General features: G+C 58.0%; 13 protein-coding genes and 1 tRNA gene. 1 reads left to right on the top strand and 13 read right to left on the bottom strand.

The features are described from left to right. Positions 1–957 precede the first annotated feature (957 nt). Complete coding sequence (locus tag ABD112_RS06310; protein WP_343924207.1) at positions 958–1,266, top strand: hypothetical protein; 309 nt, start codon at positions 958–960, stop codon at positions 1,264–1,266. Between the two features lie 728 nt (positions 1,267–1,994). Here the strand turns inward: ABD112_RS06310 and ABD112_RS06305 are convergent. The 13 genes from ABD112_RS06305 to dnaG all read right to left on the bottom strand — a co-directional run bounded on the left by ABD112_RS06305 (position 1,995) and on the right by dnaG (position 19,717). Then, positions 1,995–5,114, bottom strand: coding sequence for a type I restriction endonuclease subunit R (locus ABD112_RS06305; protein ID WP_343924205.1), 3,120 nt, complete (start codon positions 5,112–5,114; stop codon positions 1,995–1,997). Beyond that, positions 5,114–5,920 carry a restriction endonuclease subunit S gene (locus ABD112_RS06300; RefSeq protein WP_343924203.1) on the bottom strand — a complete coding sequence of 269 codons (807 nt, stop codon included), beginning with the start codon at positions 5,918–5,920 and terminating at the stop codon, positions 5,114–5,116. Before ABD112_RS06300 ends, ABD112_RS06305 begins: the two co-directional genes overlap by 1 nt. Before the next feature lie 437 nt (positions 5,921–6,357). Next, the gene (locus ABD112_RS06295; protein ID WP_343924201.1) at positions 6,358–8,313 is read right to left on the bottom strand and encodes a type I restriction-modification system subunit M; all 1,956 of its coding nucleotides are present in this window, start codon (positions 8,311–8,313) and stop codon (positions 6,358–6,360) included. Between the two features lie 258 nt (positions 8,314–8,571). Then, positions 8,572–9,573: a tyrosine-type recombinase/integrase gene (locus tag ABD112_RS06290; RefSeq protein WP_343924199.1), complete on the bottom strand. Its 1,002-nt coding sequence runs from the start codon at positions 9,571–9,573 to the stop codon at positions 8,572–8,574. A gap of 187 nt (positions 9,574–9,760) precedes the next feature. Further along, positions 9,761–9,958, bottom strand: coding sequence for a helix-turn-helix domain-containing protein (locus ABD112_RS06285; protein WP_343924197.1), 198 nt, complete (start codon positions 9,956–9,958; stop codon positions 9,761–9,763). A 180-nt stretch (positions 9,959–10,138) separates the two neighbouring features. Continuing rightward, positions 10,139–10,211 (bottom strand) — tRNA-Asn (locus ABD112_RS06280). Positions 10,212–10,262: 51 nt separating this feature from the next. After that, positions 10,263–11,285, bottom strand: a complete 1,023-nt coding sequence (locus ABD112_RS06275; protein WP_343924196.1) for a lactonase family protein — start codon at positions 11,283–11,285, stop codon at positions 10,263–10,265. Further along, positions 11,272–12,093 carry an ATP-binding cassette domain-containing protein gene (locus ABD112_RS06270; protein WP_343924194.1) on the bottom strand — a complete coding sequence of 274 codons (822 nt, stop codon included), beginning with the start codon at positions 12,091–12,093 and terminating at the stop codon, positions 11,272–11,274. The genes ABD112_RS06275 and ABD112_RS06270 overlap by 14 nt, the downstream gene beginning before the upstream one ends. A 4-nt stretch (positions 12,094–12,097) precedes the next feature. Then, positions 12,098–13,774: an ABC transporter ATP-binding protein gene (locus tag ABD112_RS06265; RefSeq protein ID WP_343924192.1), complete on the bottom strand. Its 1,677-nt coding sequence runs from the start codon at positions 13,772–13,774 to the stop codon at positions 12,098–12,100. Continuing rightward, on the bottom strand, positions 13,771–14,799 hold the full coding sequence (locus ABD112_RS06260; protein WP_343924190.1) for an ABC transporter permease: 1,029 nt from the start codon (positions 14,797–14,799) through the stop codon (positions 13,771–13,773). The genes ABD112_RS06265 and ABD112_RS06260 overlap by 4 nt, the downstream gene beginning before the upstream one ends. 2 nt (positions 14,800–14,801) lie before the next feature. Further along, complete coding sequence (locus ABD112_RS06255; protein WP_343924188.1) at positions 14,802–15,896, bottom strand: ABC transporter permease; 1,095 nt, start codon at positions 15,894–15,896, stop codon at positions 14,802–14,804. 109 nt (positions 15,897–16,005) lie between these two features. Further along, positions 16,006–17,634, bottom strand: a complete 1,629-nt coding sequence (locus tag ABD112_RS06250; protein ID WP_343924186.1) for an ABC transporter substrate-binding protein — start codon at positions 17,632–17,634, stop codon at positions 16,006–16,008. Between the two features lie 160 nt (positions 17,635–17,794). Beyond that, positions 17,795–19,717, bottom strand: a complete 1,923-nt coding sequence (gene dnaG / locus ABD112_RS06245) for a DNA primase (RefSeq protein ID WP_343924184.1) — start codon at positions 19,715–19,717, stop codon at positions 17,795–17,797. Positions 19,718–19,742 lie beyond the last annotated feature (25 nt).

The following is a 19,742-nucleotide window of genomic DNA, read 5'->3' as shown; positions in this document are numbered from 1 at the left end:
CGTCTTGGTCGACAAAAAGAACGCTACGGGTGGGTCGAGGGTGGGGCCACTTCAAACGACTAAAAGCCTCAAAGGTGGGGCCACTTCAGAGTGCCATACCCAACGTGTGGGGCAGGGGGCTGAGGAGGCCAAAAAGTGCTCCCCTTTGACAGGGTGTGGACGGGTACTAGTGGGGGTGTTTTGGGGTCCAGAATTGTTCTGTCTGGGGCCCAGAAATGACGTTTTTGGGCCCCAGTTTTGTACCCCGGTTGTGCTCCAGGTGGGTGAAATCCTGTCCCGGAAACTGTCCGAGAGGGCCAAAAACCGTTCTTCTGGAGCTCAATCTGGGGAAGATTTCGATGTCGCAGCGACCGGTTGGGGAAGATTTCGACAGTTCGACAAGCTTCGAACACCGTCAAGATGACCTCAACGACGTTCCGAGCAGAAGGTGCCGAATCGGGTCCAAAAACGGAGGTCAAAAATAAAACACTGGATTTCCGCGGAAGTTGCCCAAAAGCTGTACCGGTGTACTTCGGCTGTACCGGATTTGAAAAAGTACAGCCGATCCCAGTCAGCTACTGGGAAGGGGGCCCCTTACTACTACTTGTACCTATGTACTTAAGAAATATATATACACTACGAGGCTCCTTGTATGTATATCTCAGCCCCAGTTCCCCATATATATAAATACAATTTCTCCCTATAGGGGTCATGTTCAAACCCGGTACGTCGGTACAGGCCCTTTTTGGGCCAAAAATCCCATATAAACACTGGGATGCGCTGTACCTGGAGCAATCCGGTACACGCTAAATCCTCCGGTACAGACAAAATCCGTACCCCGATGCCGCGCGCAGAGCCGTAGTGCGCCCAAACCCCTCAGCAGGCAATCCCGAAATTCACCCAGCCCATGATGCCGAATTCGACCACCGAATCGAGGGCGCCGCATGCAGCCGCACGTCCTCCGGACAAGCCCATTCCGTGGACGTCGATCTGGCCCGAATCGCCCCGCAGCAAAATGACGATCCGCGCATCCCCGATGCCCAGTTGTCGGCGTCTTTCGCGAGGCTTTGCGAGCAGGGAATCCTCATCCCGTTCATCGTACTAATTATGAATCGGAAGCTGCTTCGCGGAGCGAACCGGATCAAATCCGGGCCGTCATCATCCGCGGGCCAGATTCTGACCGCGGTGGACGATGATGGCTTCATCTCCGATCCTCGCCTCATCCAGCTTGTGAAGCGCCGCAACACCCTCTTCACCTTCGCCGCCAACGACGAACACTGGTTCTAGCACTCGAACGAGGACACCCGCCCGCGAGCACGTCCTCCCGCCACCTTCGCTGGCCGCACCCACCCCGCGTTCTCGACGGACCGGACTCGTGACGGCTTCGGCAAAAAATTGTTTCGCGAATTCTTCCGAGCCTCCGGTTTTCGCCGCATATCCATCTCAGTGAAGGCGCCTCGACTCCCCCGCGAGGCGAAAACAACCTGAGAGGAAGCACGCGATGAACCGAAAGCGATTACAGCCCACGCCCCGACAACTCGACGCAGATTGGACGACAGACCATGCCCCAATCTCGCCGCCTAACGCCGTCAGTGCCCTTCTAAGGCGATGGATGCGTCACATTGCCTCCGCACTGCTAGGTGCCTCAAAACAAACGCTCACAGCGCTTGTGCGGGCGTTGAGCGAATGGGCACGAAATTCTACCGAGCACGTGGAGGCTGGCTGGCCCTCAATCTACAGGCTCCGCCTCAGGACGATTCACGCCTTGTTCGCCAAGAGGAATCTGGGGCGACCGGTCTCACTCCACGATGGCGTACACGCTGGGCGTGCCAGCCTGACAAGGGTGCACCCTCTCAATCAAAGCTTCACAAAACCGGGACATCGGTCAGTCCGAAAGGTTTTTCGAAGGGGCCCTCCCCCACCCCACACGACCCCGCATCACTTGGAGGTCGTGACCGCAGAGAGCGGTCGTTCTTCGTCCGGGCCACCGTATGCTTCTTCGATTCCCGGGATAGTCACGCTGCCGTTCCCCCACCGTGCTTGTTGTAGAACTCCCGCGCAAGTAGTTCAAGAATCGTCTTCTGGATGTTCTTGCTGCCCAGGACTTGCTCACTCATTGACTGAAAATTGGTGTCCGACTCAATCACAGCATTTTGGAATGCGGCGCCCAGGTCGGGGCTTCCCATAAATTGCTCGAAGCTATTTGCTTTGGCTTGATCCCGCAGCGTGTTGTTCTCATCGAACTTCCCGCCGAGGTAGCCCGTAAAGCCGAGCATGTCATTGTCGGTGAGGCCGTCGCCTTCGAACAGGGTGTTCATCATCTCGATAATTTCCTGCATCCGCACAAGCTCCGGATCCTTCGCCGCACCCGAACCGGCACCTTTGAACCCCGACAACGGGTCGCCATCTCCGGATAGTTGGAGGTTCTCGGCCTCTCCCGGGGGCAAGCTGTAGTGGGTGAGGTTTACCCCGGCGAGGTCAACACCGCGGTCGGGGTTCGGGTCACCGATCAGCGGCACTAGAAGCCGGTAGAAGATGGAGCGTTTCTCTAGCCCCACGTCGTGGAAGTTGACGATTTGGGCGAGGAAGTCGTAGGCGCGAATGAATGCGTTCACGTCGCTGCGGAACAGTTCCAGCTCTTCGACTCGTGTTGTATCGCCAGCTTTCAGCGCGTCCGTGTATTGCACGGAGAAACGTTGCTGTGCTGGCGTCAGCCATTTCGAGTAGGCGTTGTTGCCTTCATCTCGCACATACGCTGCGGCAGCCCCGTCGACCTCAGATTCTTCATAGATGACGGCCTGGTCGAGTTTGGCGCGCAGTGCATGGATGAGGTTCGGGTCAGAGTTGTCGGCCAAACTTGCCGACCGATAATACGTCTGGAATGCTTCCAGAATCTCGGCCGGTTCATTCACGAAGTCCAGCACGAAGGTCTGGTCCTTGCCTGTCGCCATCCGATTGAGCCGCGAAAGGGTCTGCACTGCGGTGACGCCGGAAAGTTTCTTGTCGACATACATGGCTACGAGCAGCGGCTGGTCGAAGCCGGTCTGGAACTTGTTGGCGACAAGCATCACCTGGAATTCTTCGGTAGCGAACGCTTGCGGCAGGCTTCGGCCCCGCAGCCCCGGGTTCAGGGTGACCTCAGTGACAGAGCCCCCTCCGACATCCGGGTCGGCGATCTCGTCTGAGAACGCGACCAGAGCGGCCATGCCGGTGTAGCCATTCTTAGCGACGTAGGCATCGAAGGCGCGTTTGTATCGCACAGCTTCGAGCCGGCTGCCAGTGACAACCATCGCTTTGGCTTGGCCGTTCAGACGCCAAGCAACATTGTCGCGGAAGTGCTCCACGACGATCGCAACTTTCTGGGCAATGTTGTGTGGATGTAGCCGCACCCACCTCATCAGCTCTTTGGACGCCTCGGTGCGGTCCACTAACGGGTCTGCCGCCGCAATCGCGGGTATGGGCTTGGTGCTGTCGTAGTCTCGGCCATTGTGGGCAAGCTTGAACGCCAGCTTGTAAGGCGTGTAATTCTTCAGCACATCGAGGATAAACTTCTCCTCGATCGCCTGCTGCATCGTGTACACATGAAACGCGTGCGGCAGCCCGTCATCACCGCGCCGGCCGAACAGCTCCAACGTCTTGCCCTTGGGAGTAGCGGTGTAGGCGAAGAAGCTGATGTTCTTCGTCTCAGCCTTCTCTTCCATCTCGGCCGCAAGCACTGCCTCAATGTCAATGTCACCACCGTCCTCCACGGAGGCAAGTTCCTCTGGGGAGAGCACATGCTTCAGCTTCGCCGACGTGTTACCAGTCTGGGAAGAATGGGCTTCATCGGCGATGATCGCGAAACTGCGACCGACCAAGGCGCCGGAGGTGCGGATTGCTTTTAGCGCGTGCGGGAAAGTTTGGATCGTGACGATGATGATCTGAGCACGATCAGTCAACGCTTTCGTCAACGCGGTCGATTTCGAATCGCTACCACCACGAGTGATCGGCACCACCACACCCGATTTGTGGTCGATCTGATAAATCGCATCCTGCAACTGATCATCCAACACAGTGCGGTCAGTGACGACAATCACCGAGTCAAAAACCTTGTCCCCAGCCCCATTGTGCAGGGAAGACAATTGGTGGGCCGTCCAGGCGATCGAGTTGGTCTTGCCTGAGCCGGCACTGTGCTGGATCAGGTAGCGATGCCCCGGACCTTCCTCCCGCGCTGCGGCCACAAGACGCGTCACAGACTCCCACTGGTGGTAACGCGGGAACAACAGCGACTGCGTCACCGACACCTCACCAGTGACCGGATCGATCTTCTTCTCAGTGGCAGCGTGAAGGAACTTGCCGATGATCTCCAACCACGCATCGCGTTGCAGCACCCGCTCCCACAGATAAGCGCTCGGCGACCCGTTCGGGTTGGCAGGATTTCCTTTACCGCCATCGTTGCCCATATTGAATGGCAGAAAGCGCGTCGCCGCCCCGTCGAGACGGGTAGTCATCCACACCTCAGTATTGGAGACGGCGAAGTGTACTAACGCGCGCGTGCCAAACCCCAGTAGCGGTTCGGTCTTCTTGGTGGAGGGGTCTCGCGGTGTGCGGTCCTTTTTATATTGGATGACGGCGTCCTCGACCGACTGGGTGAAGTCAGTCTTGACCTCCATCGTCGCCACCGGCAAACCGTTGACGAAGAACACCAGGTCGATCGACTTTTTCGCGTTCGATGTTGAGTAGTGAACCTGCCGCATCACCCGCAGCCGCACCTGACCATATCGTTCAAGGGTTGCCGGATTGAGGTTCTGCGCGGGCTTGAACTGGCAGAGGTCAAACGATGTCGCCACATCCTTGAAGCCATGCCGCAACACGTTCAGGGTGCCACCACCCTGCGCGAACGGACGCTCCAATGTTTGGACCAACACCTTGAGTAACTGGGCTTCCGCTTTCGCGCGAACCGCAGGCGGGTCGGATGCCTTCAACTTCTGGTCATACGCGTCCGGCTGAGTGGTCTGCAACCACCACAGCACATCCTCCGGGAACACAGCGAGCTGCGGGTCATAGCCGGCGTCATCAGCTGAATACTCCCACCCGTTCGCGCTCAAGTGGGCGCAGAGTTCGTCCTCGAACCAATACTCGTTGTGCTTACTCATCAGGACAGTCCCCTCACATCGATCTTCCCCGTGACCGCGGCACTGATCAATGCTTGTCTACGTTCCTTGAGCACGACGATCATCTCGCGCGCTTTCGCCGACAGCCCGTCGATCTGCGAAGTCTCGCGGTTCAAGAAGTCGACGATTTCCTGCTGCTCTGTGATGCCTGGCGTCGGTAGCCGCAGAGCGCGGATTACCTCCTGGTTGATATTGGGCTGCCCGCCGCCAACCGCTAAGACCAAAATGTGAGGCTTCGCTGCAAGGAGGGAATAGTGGACAAAGCGAGGGAGCACTCCTTGCGGTTCGGCCATGGCGCAGCAGGCCTGATTCGTGCAGGCGGAGATCCCGAGTTCCCCAAGCCTTCCGATCGTTGCGCCGTACATCGCTATGAGAAGCGTCCCCGGGCCGTACACTCGGAGCGAAGAAAAATTGCTCAACGCCTCGCCTGTGACTGATTTAGCGGTGGACAGTATCGTCGTCTCCCGAAGCTCACCTGTCGTCACCCAAGGCGTCCCTTCGCCGTAGTAACGTTCGTTTCCACTCGTCGGCGTGGTTCCACTCCCGACTGTTCCGAAAAGCCAAGAAACACGCTTCATGTTCCAGGACACGGGAATACGCTCTACCCATTTTGCTGCGACATCCGTCATCGGTGCATCCGGGTCAAGCCCCTTAGTGACAGCGTGGCTGATCACGGCCTGCCGCCGCTCCGCCAGCGTCTCGATCAGTTGCTCCTGCTTACTGATCAGCGCGTCGATTTTTGTTGTTTGCACGTCCAAGAACTTCGAAATTTGCTGTTGATCATCCAATTGAGGCCACTGAACGGACAGCTGCCCCAGATCAGACCAGTTGACTCTGGGCGTTCGGACCGTTCCGAGCCCGGGGCTCCCTACCCCACGCAACAGTGAAGTCATTTCTCCAACCATGAATTGAGAGAGGAATAGGTATTCGGCGTATCGCGGGTCCACTTCTGACCGAAATCGAAGCACAAGATAGTCGGGGCTCACTACCCCGATTTCCTTCGCGCGACCTAACGCACCTTGGTAGGCGGACATGCGATTGATAACTAAATCGTCGCTATGGCAAACCCTGTAATTGGATAGATCCTCAGCGCGGGGAAGATCATCCGTCAACTCGCTTCGTCTGACTACACCTCTGCTCATTGATACTGACATGAGCGGCAGATCTCGGTTTCCACGGCGTTCGTCAACTGCCCGTGCAGCGTGCTTGAGTCGACCGGTCTCATTCACGCCTCGACCTCGTTCAGGAGCTCAGTAATCTCGCGGACAAGTTCTTTGAGGTCCGCATCAATTTCATCAAGCGAACGTGGCGGCACATATTTATAGAAGTGTCGCGTGAAGGGGATCTCGTAGCCGGTCTTAGTTCTGGATTCGTCGATCCAAGCATCCGGAACGTGAGGAAGAACTTCGCGCGCGAAGTAGGTGTGGATGTCTTCGCTGAGGGGAACGTTCTCGGTGTCGCGGGCATCCGTATCGGGTTGCGGGTTGCCCTTACTGTCAGTCACAACCGCCGCAGTATCGTCGCGCTCGGAGAGCCCCGCGATGAATGCTTTGAGTTGGGGGGCGGTGAGAATAACGCCAGCACCCGTGAGGAACTTTCTGGCCTGTATGGCGAACCCTGCTTGGTCTGAGCTAGGGGCCGATTCGAGACGGTCGCGAGTGGCGTCATCAACGAGCGAGGCGCGATCCGTGTCCGGGAGCTTCGCCAGAGGCTTGGCTGCAAGGGCGACTTCGACGCGCTCTGGTGTGAGTGCCCAGTTCAGGCGCAAGGGGCGCTCGACGGTGATGGTGCGGTAGCCGAAATCTTGGTTCTTGAAAGTCTTGGAAACATCCGATTCTTCGGACGTGCCGTAGAGGCCCACGATGGTGTAGATGTCGTCTTGGCTGAGCTCTTTGCGTTTCGAGCCCAAAGATTTACGCATCTTGTGGGAGAAGCCAGTGCCGTCGATAAGTTGCACGGAACCTCGGCGTTCGGGGCGTTTGTCGTTGTCGATAATCCACACATAGGTAGCGATACCGGTGTTGTAGAACATGTCTGTGGGGAGCGCGACGATTGCCTCCAACAGATCGTTTTCCAACAGGTAGCGGCGAATCTCTGACTCCCCCGACCCGGCGCCGCCGGTGAACAGGGGTGAGCCGTTGAGGACGATACCGGCACGCCCACCGCCCTTGGCCTTCGGCCGTAGCTTCTTCACCAGATGCAAGAGGAACAGTAACGATCCGTCCGATACCCGAGGTAGCCCTGGACCGAAGCGGCCGTTGAAGCCTTGCTGCTCATGCTCTTTAAGCACGGCAGGTTTCTGCTTATTCCAGTCCACTCCGAACGGTGGGTTGGAAAGACAGTAGTCGAACGTTTCCCCAATCAAGCCGTCATCCGTAAGGGTGTCACCGTGAATAATGTGGTTGATGTCTTGACCCTTGATCACCAGATCTGCCTTACAGATCGCGTAAGACTCCCCGTTGATTTCCTGGCCATACATGACCAGGCGAGCATCAGGATTGTGCTCCAACAGGTACTCATCTGCCACAGACAACATTCCACCGGTGCCCGCAGTCGGGTCATAGATAGAACGCACGACACCTTTCTCACTGAGTGCCTCGTCATCCGCGATGAACAGCAACGACACCATCAACCTGATCACTTCGCGCGGGGTGAAATGCTCCCCTGCGGTCTCGTTGGAATTCTCCGCGAACTTGCGGATGAGTTCCTCGAACATGAGACCCATCTCGATGTTCGACACCCGGTTCGGGTGCAGATCGACCGCACTGAATTTCTGAGTCAGCAGAAACAGCAGATCCTCTGCGTCAAGCTTCTCGATCTGCTCCGCAAACCCAAAACGGTCAAAGATGTCCCGCACGTTATCGGAGAAGCCGAGCAAATAATCCGTGAGATTCGCCTTGATGCCGGCCGGGTCACCCATCAGCGATTGCAAAGTGAAAGCGGACGTGTTGTAGAAGCTCTGTCCGGACGCCTTTGCCATGAACACGGATGCGGCGGATGAGTCGCCGCGCTTAGCCGCCTCATCCAGCACTGCTTGCTTCGTCGACTCCAGCACCGCATCGAGGCGGCGCAGGATAGTGAACGGGAGCACAATCGCCCCATACTGATGAGGCTTATAAGGTCCGCGGAGCAGGTCAGCGATCGACCAGATGAAGTTGGCGTTGTTCTGCTGCTGTGACATGCGTGTGGTTGCTACTTTCCGCGGGAGTCGCGCCGTCATCTACGACGCTTCCTCGACTCTATTGGGCTTGTGCAACATTGCGAAGAATGGGCGCGGCGCGGTCCCCTGTGGAAGCCTGGACCGAACCGGCGTAGCCCGGGTGCCCGACACCTATAAATGACGTCGAGACGGTCCCGGGCTGCCGTGCTAGTTCCCCGTTGTGAAGCACGTACCCGGCACGGGCATCGTCGTCAGGCGACGCGTGCTCGACGGCCACCGTCAGAGTCTCTTACCAACAAACTCGTCCAATATCCCTGCGGTTCGCGGGTCTACAGCTTCGGCGGAGACGACGTAGGAGTTGCGTGTGATGTTCTCATTGGCGTGGCCGAGCAGCCGTGATGCCAGAGAAATTCCGTATTCGCGCTCAATTGTTGTTGCCGCTGTGCGTCGAAAAAGATGCGGTGTGAATTCTTCTGTGTCTATGCCCATCTTCTGCAACTCATCGAGGTGGTCCTCTCTAAAGCTGCGAATCAATCGCTCAAAATTCGAGACGCTGTATGCCGCGCCACTTTTCGTTACGAATAGGAACGCGGTTCCCTCCGGCCCAGCCCCATCAAGGCGTCGCCGGATGGCTGCGACCGTGAACCCAGGAATTGACACCCGTCTGATTTGACGTGGCTGCTTAGGTGAGTTCTTTCGTTTCAGTCCATCTGTCTTGGTCTGTGTGAGCGTCGACGCGATGAGAATTGACGGGGCATCCGAGTCAATGTCTACGTCGCAACGTCGCAGGGCCATGGCTTCGCCGATACGTGCACTCGTGCCGAGCATGATGTCTATGCCGTCTTCGAGCCTGTTGGCGTCCGGCCGCGGACCACGTGGCCGGGTCCACCTCGCCAACAGTCCGCGGATTTGGATGAGCTGCTCCGTCGTCAATGACGACTCTCGCTTCACCGTTCCCGGTAGCCGCTGAACGTGTTGTACAGGGTTGGTGGTGAGGGCACCATGTCTAATCGCCAGACCGAGCACTTGGCGGAGAACGCCCCGCAGTTTTTTCGCCGCTGATGGAGAACGAGTGTCCAACACGCGTTGAATAATTCGGTCGCAACGCCCTGCGTTCATTTCTTGCAGAGTAACGGCTCCGCAAGCAGGCAGAACGACGGTACGCACCGTTGCTTCGTAGGTCTCAATTGACGAGGCTTCCACCGTCTGGCTGCGACGCTTCTCGATTAGCCAAAGGGCACACGCTTCAGCAATTGTCGAGCTCGGCGTGAGGTCAGCCACCGCACCTGTGCTTAGCTTCGAAGCCTCTGCGCATACGAGGGCGAGGGCGAGAGCCTCCGTGTCTGCTGTTTTTGATAAGCGGTGGGGCTCTCCTGAGTCCAGCGTAATGCGTGCGCGCGCCTGAACACGGCCGCTGGCAAGCCGGGAGTAAGTGACCGCGCCAAGCTCGCCGGTCGGCTTGTGGGGCCTAACCATTGTTGTCGAACCAATCCATCACCTTGCTGTGCTGATACCTGATGTGACGGCCAACCTTGCGGTAAGGGGGTCCAGACTTCTTATGTCGCCATTCCTCCAGCGTGCGCACCGGCACCTGTAGCATTCCAGCGACCTGAGCAGGCGTGAGGATGGGCGAGTGGGTCGTGATTTTATCGGCACTGTTAGTCATGTCGTACCTATGCGCCGACATTTGGACCAGGTGGGAGTTTTGCCAGCACGTAGTTATGCGTGGCTTATCAGGGCACCTATTCTCACCGCGCCACAAAATAGGGTTATTGGCCACGTTATTGGCCAATGGCAAGCCATTTGAGTTACTGAGNTGAATTCCGGGAAATTCAGGGGGTTATAGCTCCTCGACTTGGACTCGAACCAAGAACCTACCGGTTAACAGCCGATTGCTCTGCCAATTGAGCTATCGAGGATCGCTGTGCAACGCAACTACTTTAGCAAAGGATTGAGCACGTCAAAACCCATCAGGCGATTCGAGCAAGGTATGTCGGCGAAAGCACCCGGGCTGGCGGGGCAATCAGCTTCGGGATGCCGTTCTCATCGATGCGAAAACTGGCGACGGAGTGCGAAAGCTGGTTGCTCACGTGCAAAACATCGTCGTGCATGACAATGTGTCGCGGCCAATCGCCCTCGCACGAGACCGCGGTGAGGGGCGCAACACTGCGGCCGTCTTCGGCAATGGTGAGCACCGCGATGAGGTTGCTGCGACGCACACCGACATAAGCGTGGCGGCCATCCGTAGAGATAGCGATTGCGGAGGCTTGATCTCCTTCGATCGCGCCCGGCAGTGCGACGGCGCAGAGTTGGTGAAGTGCACGATCGCGCCACTCAAACACGAGAAAACCAAGCCCGTGTTCTCCCACAACGTAGAAGAGGTTTCCGGGGCGAGCCACAATGTCACGCGGGCCAAATCCTGCGGGCAGCTCCACCTCATCCACCTGACGCAGTGAGAAGTCCCTGTAATCGAAGATTCGGATGCGGTCAGCGCCGAGGTCGAGGGTGACGACTGTCGAGTCGTCGACGAAGAGCGATGCGTGAGCGTGTGGGCCCTCCTGCTGAGGCCGTGGCCCAGTGCCTGTGGTTTCTTGCACGTGCCGGGCTTCAAGCGCGCCTGAGTCCGTCGCCCGCTCAATGACACCGAGCGCGCCAGTGCCATAGTTGGCGGCGATCAGCGTCGAGTCCCGCACAGTAATGTGGCACGGCGACTGCCCACCGGATGAGGCGGTGCTCGTGTTGCTGAGCGTCTCGCCGTCACGGTCAAACGCGGCTACCTGCCCCGAGCCCTCCAACGTTGCGAAGACCTGATCGCCGTCAACGACAAGAAACGATGCCGAAGGTACTGCTGCGGCCAGATGCGACAGCTCGAGCGAGCCATCTGTGCGGCTGCGCATCACCGAAATTCCTTCGGACTCACACTCCATGTCTGGCCCAAACCCTCCCACAAGCCAGGTCGAAGGGGAATGTGCGATCAGATCAGTGCTGTTCACTTTTTAGCTCCACAAGCGAATTGGCGAGCCCCTGCACGTAGGGATGCAAGGGGTCAGACAGAACTTCCTCAAGCTCACCAATACCCACAAAAACTCCGCGATGCATCACCGCGATGTTGGTCGATATGCGGCGGACGGCAGCGAGGTCGGCGGTGACAAGAAGCGCCGAAAACGAGCGATCGCGTTGAAGGTCAACTATGAGATCGAGAATGGCCGCACGCACGTTAACGTCGATTCCTGCAGTGGGGTCATCGGCGATCAACAATTGCGGTTCGAGGATCATCGACCGAGCGATTGCGACACGCTGACGCTGCCCCTTACTCAACTCGTAGGGGTAGCGATTCATCACGGCAAGCGGCAACCGGACCGTGTCGATGAGAGTTGCTACCGCCTCGGCGGCTTCACGCTGATTGAAACGGCGATCGCGCACAAAGATTGGCTCGGCAATATTTTCACCGACCGTGAGCCGGCCGTTGAGACGGTTGCCAGCATCCTGAGGTAGATAGCCAACGTGCAGGCTCAAATGGTCTCGCTTGCGTCGACTCACCGATCTGAGCTCGGTTCCCATTACGCTCAGCTCGCCCCCGCTAAACAACGGCGATCCGTAGGCACCGGTCTCAGCCTGAAGTGCAACCGCCTTGGCGAGGGTGCTCTTTCCGGAGCCACTCTCGCCAACGACGGTCAGCACTTCACCGGCAGCAATCTCAAAACTCAGTCCGTCGACGGCAACCGAACGTGTTTCTGGGTTGCGCGACGGGTAGCGCAACGACAAGTCGCGCGCGATCACTGTTGGCTGAGTAGAAGTCACCTCATTAATCTACGGCAGTCAGCGACCTCAGCGCTTCGCGACGCTCAGCTTGCTCCCGTGGATCGGGAACCGGAAGCGAGGCAAGCAGACGCTGTGTGTAAGGATGCTGCGGGTGTCCCAGCACATCAGAGCCAACACCCTCTTCAACAAGTTTTCCCTTGTAGAGCACAGCTATCCGGTCAGAGAGCATGTCAACAACCGCGAGATCGTGACTAATAAACAGCGCCGCGAATCCGAGATCTCGTTGTAGATCGGCAAACAGCTCAAGAACTTTGGCCTGCACTGACACGTCGAGCGCACTGGTCGGTTCATCGGCGATCAGAAGACGCGGCCGCAACGCAAGCGAGCGGGCAAGACTTGCGCGCTGACGTTGGCCACCACTGAGCTCGTGCGGGTAGCGATCGGCGAATGCGCGCGGCAATTGCACCGCTTCAAGGAGTTCATCAACTCGCTTTCGGGCATCCTTGGGGTCCTGAGCCTGACCGTGAACGATCAGAGGTTCTGCAACGCACTCCGCGATCGTCAGCAGTGGGTTGAAGCTGGATGCCGGGTCCTGAAACACGAACCCAATTTCGCCACGAACCGGCCGAAACTTGCGCTCTTTGAAGCCGAGCATCTCGTGACCGAGAACCTGCAGCGAGCCGCCACTGATCTTGTTCAGACCGCCGATGGCACGACCGATTGTGGTCTTGCCCGATCCGCTCTCGCCAACAAGACCGAGAACTTCTCCCGGAGAAATGCTGAAACTAACGCGATCTACGGCCCGGAAGGGTGGTGTGCCGAAGCGGCCTGGGAACGAGATCTCCAGGTCTTTTGCCACAACTACGGGCTCGACGTGAGTGTCACCGCCCGCCTCTTGGCGGTCAACAACCCGTGCAGCAGCCCGCGCGGCACCGGTTCCAATGCGAGGAACAGCCGCAAGAAGCTTCTTCGTGTACGGGTGATGAGCGGAATCAAAGAGCTGCTGAGCGGGAGCTTCCTCGACGAGTTTGCCTTCGTACATCACGGCAACCCGGTCAGCAAGATCGGCCACAATTCCCATGTTGTGAGTGATCAGGATGATCGCGGCACCAAACTCATCACGACAGCGACGAAGCAGGTCGAGAATTTCGGCTTGGACGGTGACGTCTAGAGCGGTAGTTGGCTCGTCAGCGACAATCAACTCAGGCTCAAGCACAAGCGCCATTGCAATGACGACGCGCTGCTTTTGCCCTCCGGAGAATTGATGCGGGTAGTAGTCGACCCGGCGTTCTGGCTCGGGAATTCCCACCTTGCGCAAGATATCGATCGCTTTGATACGCGCCTGCTTCTTGCTGACTTTGCCGTGCGCCCGAAAGCCTTCCGCAATCTGCCACCCGACAGTGAATACGGGATTGAGCGCTAGCGAAGGCTCCTGAAAGACCATCGCGACATCGACGCCGCGCATTTCGCGTAGCCGCTTGCCCGACATCTCAACGACGTTTTCGCCATTGAGGAGGATAGCTCCACGGGCGACGGCTGTTTCAGGCAGCAGACCGAGTACCGACTTTGCTGTGACGCTCTTTCCACTGCCGCTCTCGCCGACAATCGCTAGCACTTCACCAGCGACGAGTGACAACGAAACGTCATCGACCGCTTTCACGTCGCCGCCATCGGTAGCGAAGGTTACTTCGAGATTCTTGATCTCAACAACGTTGCTCATGAGCGAGCCTCCAAAGGATCGATCGGTGTCTCATCGTCATCGAAGTCGACCGTGTGAAGAGCCGAAGTTTCGAGAATCGGTGCGGACTGGTCGGCCCGGCGACGGGTGCGCAAACGCGGATCAGCGAGGTCATTCATGCTCTCTCCGACGAGAGTGATGCCGAGAACAACAAGAACAATTGCCGAACCTGGGAACACTGATGTCCACCAAATACCACTCGTGACATCCGAGATGGACTTGTTGAGATCGTAACCCCACTCAGCAGCGGCGGAGGGCTCAATACCGAAACCGAGGAACCCCAAGGCCGCAAGAGTCAAAATTGCTTCTGAGCTGTTGAGCGTGAAGATCAACGGAAGGGTGCGTGTGGAGTTGCGGAACACGTGACGGAACATAATGCGCGGAGTGCTCGAACCGAGCACCTTGGCAGACTCCACATACGCTTCCGATTTGATGCGAACCGTTTCGGCACGGATTACACGGAAATACTGCGGAATGTAGATAACCGTGATCGAGAGTGCAGCGGCGAAAATGCCTCCCCAGAAACTCGATCGGCCGCCGCTGATGGCAATTGCTGCGACGATCGCGAGCAACAGCGACGGAAACGCATAGACAGCATCTGCGATGACAACCAGAACGCGGTCGACCCAGCCACCGATGTAACCCGAGACCAGACCAAGAAGAACACCGGCGAAGATAGACAGTGTGACGGCGATGACGATAACGAGTACCGCGGTTCGGGATCCCCAAATAACTCGCGAGAACACGTCGTAGCCACCAACCGTGGTGCCCCAGAGGTGTTCGCCACCCGGAGTCAGTTGGGCGCCAAATGTGCCGCTATCGTCACGCAGCTGGGCAAAGCCGTAGGGTGCGAGAAGAGGGGCAAACAAGGCCGTGAGCAGGAAGACTCCGGTCATGATCAGACCGGCAATGAGCATTCCGCGCTGCAAACCAACTGACTGACGTACCTGGCTAACTACGGGCAAACTGCGCCAAATTGACACGAATCGTGAGGGCTTAATAGCCATTTTTAGTACCTCACTCTCGGGTCGATGATCGCCGCAATTATGTCGACTATGAAGTTAGTAAGGGCGACGATGACAGCCAGCAACACAACAATGCCCTGCACAGCCACGAAGTCGCGGGCACCGAGATACTCGACGAGCTTGAAGCCGAGCCCCTTCCACTCGAAGGTGGTTTCGGTGAGCACCGCACCTCCCAACAGGAGCGCAATCTGCATGCCGATCACCGTGATGATCGGGATAAGCGCTGGCTTGTACGCGTGCTTTCGCACCAAGCGGAACTCGTTAACGCCACGCGAACGTGCCGCATCAATGTAATCCATCGACAATGAGCCGATGACATTGGTGCGCACCAAACGCATGAAAATGCCGGCCGTAAGCAGACCCAGCGTGAGCCCGGGCAGCACTGCATGGATCAAGACATCGCTAATAGCCGCGGGGCTGCCCAAACGAATCGCGTCAATCAGGTAGATGCCCGATTTGCCATCGAGAGAGGTGAGTTGCAGTTCCGTGCGGGTGGATGCGCGTCCGGCGACCGGCAGAACCTTGAGCCAAACAGCAAAGACCAGCTTGAGCAGCAACCCGGCGAAGAATACCGGGGTGGCGTAGGCCAAAATCGCGGCGACACGCAGCACTGCGTCTGGCCACTTGTCGCGGAAGTACGCCGCGACCATACCCAAAGGAATTCCGACGATTAGCGCAACCATAACCGCGTACAAGGCGAGCTCGAGCGTTGCACTTCCGTACGTGACGAGCAGTTCTGAAACCGGACGGCCATCAGTGATAGCTGTACCGAAGTTGCCAGTGAAGATTTGTCCCAAGTACTCGAAGTACTGCACAAGAATTGGGCGATCGTAGCCAGCCGAGCTGATTCGCTCAGCCAGCTGAGCGGCAGTCAGTCGACCACCGAGTGCTGCAGTTATGGGATCACCGATCGACCGCATCAATACGAACACCATCGTTACGAGGATGAACACGGTCGGAAAAATGAGAAGGAAACGAACGATAAGAAAACGAGCAAGAGGATTTGTGATCCCCCGAGGACGCCGGGTGGGCGTTGGAGACGGTGCCGGATCGATCACGGCGGAAGCAGACTGCGACATACCTACCTATCGTGCAGAGAATGAAGACGAGGAGGTGACCCACATTGTGTGTGGGCCACCCCCTATTCGTCACAACGTTAGACAAATGCCTAACTGGGGCGAATTACCCCTAGTTTTTTGCCAAGCTGCCGTAGCGGAACTTGAACGAACCGTCGAGCGTAGCTCCGGTGACGTCCTTGCCCGTTACAGCGATCTGCGCTCCCTGAAGGAACGGTACGGTCGACAGCTGAGCAGCAACCTTCGCCTGGATTTCCTCGATCATTCCCTCACGTACGGCAGGGTCGAGCTCGGTTGCCTGAGCCACGATCAGATCGTTGACTTCAGCATCCGCGTAGTGGTTGCCGAGGAAGTTACCATCACCGAAGAACGGGGTCAGGTAGTTGTCGGCGTCGGAGTAGTCAGGGAACCAACCCAGCTGGTAGGCGGGGTAAGCATCTGCCGTGCGCTCCTTGGCGTATGTGACCCACTCAGTCGACTGCAGGTTGACGTCGAAGATTCCCTCGGCCTCAAGCTGGCTCTCAACAAGCGCGTACTCGTCACCCGAGGACTCACCGTAGTGGTCTGGGTTGTACTGCAAGTTGAGCGTCACAGGAGTCTCAACACCAGCATCTGCAAGACGCTTCTGCGCTGCTTCGGTGCTTGGTCCACCCTCACCATCGCCGTAGAGGCCCTTGAGAACCTCAGTTGCGCCGGTCAACCCGTCGGGAACGTAGGAGTACAACGGCAGGTAGGTGCCCTTGTAAACCTGGTCTGAGATTTCCTGACGGTTGATGAGGTCAGCAACGGCTCCACGAACTGCTAGAGACTTTGCTTCGTCAGCTTCAGGAGTCGCAGCACCGAAGGGCTGGGTGTCGAAGTTGAACACGATGTAGCGGATCTCTCCGCCGGGGCCCACGACAACATTGACGTTGTCATTGCCTTCGAGGTCTGCAACGTCGGTAGCCGAAAGGCTGCGGTGCGCGACATCAATGTTGCCCTCTTGTACATCGAGCTTCAGGTTCGAAGCGTCGGTGTAGTACTTGAGCGTGATGCTATCGGTCGCTGCAGCGCCAAGCACGCCCTGGTACTCAGGGTTGGACTTGAACGCAACGATGTTGTTGAAGTCGTAGCTGTCGATGACGTACTGGCCAGCAAATGCGTTGCCATCGACGATGTCAGCGTCGGGGGTAACGGCGTCTGCTGCGAATACATCTTCGTCAACGATCGGCGCGGCAGGGCTCGACAGGATCTGTGCGAACGTCTGGTCGTTGCCATTCTTCAAGTGGAAGACGACTGTGGTCTCGTCGACGGCTTCAACGCTGTCAATGTTGCCGAGAAGAACAGCAGGGCCGTTTTCGTCAGCAATAGCGACCTGACGGTCGAAGCTGAACTTCACGTCAGAAGACGTGAGGTCGTTGCCGTTGGCAAACTTGAGGCCCGACTTGAGCACAACCGTGTACTCGTCGTCGCTCGTGTACTCCGCCGACTCTGCGATGTCAGGTTCAACATCGGAAGTGCCAAGCGGGGAGTTGAGCAAGAACGGGAAAACTTGGTTCATCAGGGCAAACGAACCGTTGTCGTACGAACCGGCCGGGTCGAGGAACGTGACCTTGTCAGTCGTGCCCACGATAAGCGACTCAGAACCGCCACCGCTGGAGGAGTCTCCTCCAGCTTGGCAGCCAGTCAAAGCGAGCGCGAACGCTGCTGAACCGGCAACTACAGCAAGGACTCGCTTGCTGTTCTTGGATGCGGATGTCATATCCGTCTACCTCTTCCTGTTGCGTGCAGAAAATGCGACGGCGCGTTTGTAGGCGCCGCGCATCGTAGTTCTCTAATGGAAGCATAAAGCGACCGGCAACTACTAGGTTGTTGGTGCCCAAATGAACGATATTTACACGAACGCAACCAAGTGAGTAGAACTACGAGTCTTCGCGCAGCGCACGACGCTCTGCTTCGATCCTCATCAGGTCACGCTGAGTCTGAACGTAGCGCTCGGGATCGCTTTCCCGATCCATGCGCTGCAGCACCCCGAGAAGGTCTCGTTTTTGGCGCAACAGGTCGCGCTCGACCAGATCGGTGGTCACCTGAACGCAATAGACCGGGATGCGGTCTTCGCGCTCCGGAATTGGCGCAACGCTTAGCTGCTTGACGAACGTCGAGAACGACTGAGGTACCTCGTCTGCGACGGCTGACGCCCAGCCTGGCAGCAGTGCACGCTCGACCAGCGAAGCGATCGCATCACGCACTACAGCGAGGGTATTATCGGCGAAAGCTATCTGGGTGAGCTTGCGGATGAGTTCGTCACCGACGACATCCGGATGCTGCAACACCGCCATCAGCGCGTCACGCTCAAGCCGCGTAGTGGCATCAGTCTTGAGACCCATGATCGACGGCCCCTGCTCTCGCGGCGACTCTGGTGCCTCAGCCACTGAGCCAGGGCGAGTGCCTGGGCCGGCGGCAGAGCCAGAGCCGGACGTCGACGACACTGCCGGGTGCGCAGAGCTCGGCGCCTGACGCTTTGCCGACGTCACAGCGCCCTGCACCTCGCTGGGCTCCATGCCGAGCCAGCCAGCAACACTGCGCACATAGCCAATACCGAGTGCCTGATCACGAATGCCCGCAACGACCGGCGCTGCAGCACGCAACGCAGCGACGCGGCCCTCAACGGTCTCGAGGTCGTGCACGGCCAACTCGCGACGAATCTTGAACTCAAACATGGGTTTGCGAGTGCTGACGAGACGACGAACAGCACCATCACCCTTCTTGAGGCGCAGATCGCAGGGGTCGAGGCCGTCAGATGCCACCGCAACGAAAGTTTGTGCAGCAAAGCGGTGCTCCTCGGCGAACGCACGATTCGCGGCCTTCTGGCCCGCCTCATCCGGATCAAAGGTGAAAATCACTTCGCCGGTGGCAGTGGTGTCAGCGTTGTCGTAGTCGCCGATCATCCGTCGAACAATCTTGATGTGGTCAACACCGAACGCGGTACCACAGGTAGCAACAGCGGTCGTGACACCGGCAAGGTGGCAGGCCATGACATCCGTATAGCCCTCGACAACAACGATTTGCTTGCTGCGAGAAATGTCTTTCTTGGCAAGGTCGAGCCCGTAGAGCACTTGGCTCTTGTGGTAAACGGGAGTCTCGGGCGTGTTGAGGTACTTGGGGCCCTTGTCGTCGTCGAGCAGTCGGCGCGCACCAAAACCAAGAGTTTGGCCCGTGACATCGCGAATCGGCCACACCAGACGCCCACGGAACCTGTCGTAGAAGTCGCCGCGCTCCCCCTTGCCGATAAGCCCAGCGACGACAAGTTCGTCAGAGGTAAAGCCCAGTGTGTTCAGGTGCTTCGTGAGGGCGCCGCCGCGGGGCGCAAAACCGATGCCGAATCGTTCCGCCGACGACTGGTCGAAGCCGCGCTCTCCCAAGAAGCTTCGCCCAGGTTCTGCCTCAGGGGTCGCTAGTTGGGAAACGAAGAAGTCAGACGCCGCCTGATTGGCGGCGAGGATGCGTGCGCGGTTGCCGTGATCGGTTGCCGCGCCGCCATCCTCATAGTGCAGCTCGTAGCTGATGCGGCCAGCAAGGCGCTCGACAGCTTCGGAGAATGAGACGTGGTCCATGCGCTGCAGGAACGTAAAGACGTCGCCGCCTTCACCGCAACCGAAGCAGTGATAGAAACCAACCTGGGGCCGCACGTGAAAGCTGGGGCTGCGCTCCTCATGGAAAGGGCATAGGCCTTTCATGGAGCCTGAGCCCGCACTCTTGAGCGTGACATAGTCGCCAACAATGTCGGCGAGGTTAGTGCGCGAACGCACCTCGTCGATATCGCTTCTTTTGATCAGGCCAGCCACAATCGTAATTGTAGGCTTACCGGCC

It is taken from the genome of Rhodoglobus aureus, from assembly GCF_039527955.1.
In the GTDB taxonomy this organism is placed as follows: Bacteria; Actinomycetota; Actinomycetes; order Actinomycetales; family Microbacteriaceae; genus Rhodoglobus; species Rhodoglobus aureus.
Note: the sequence above shows the minus strand (reverse complement) of the source record. Positions and strands in the feature narration are given on the sequence as shown.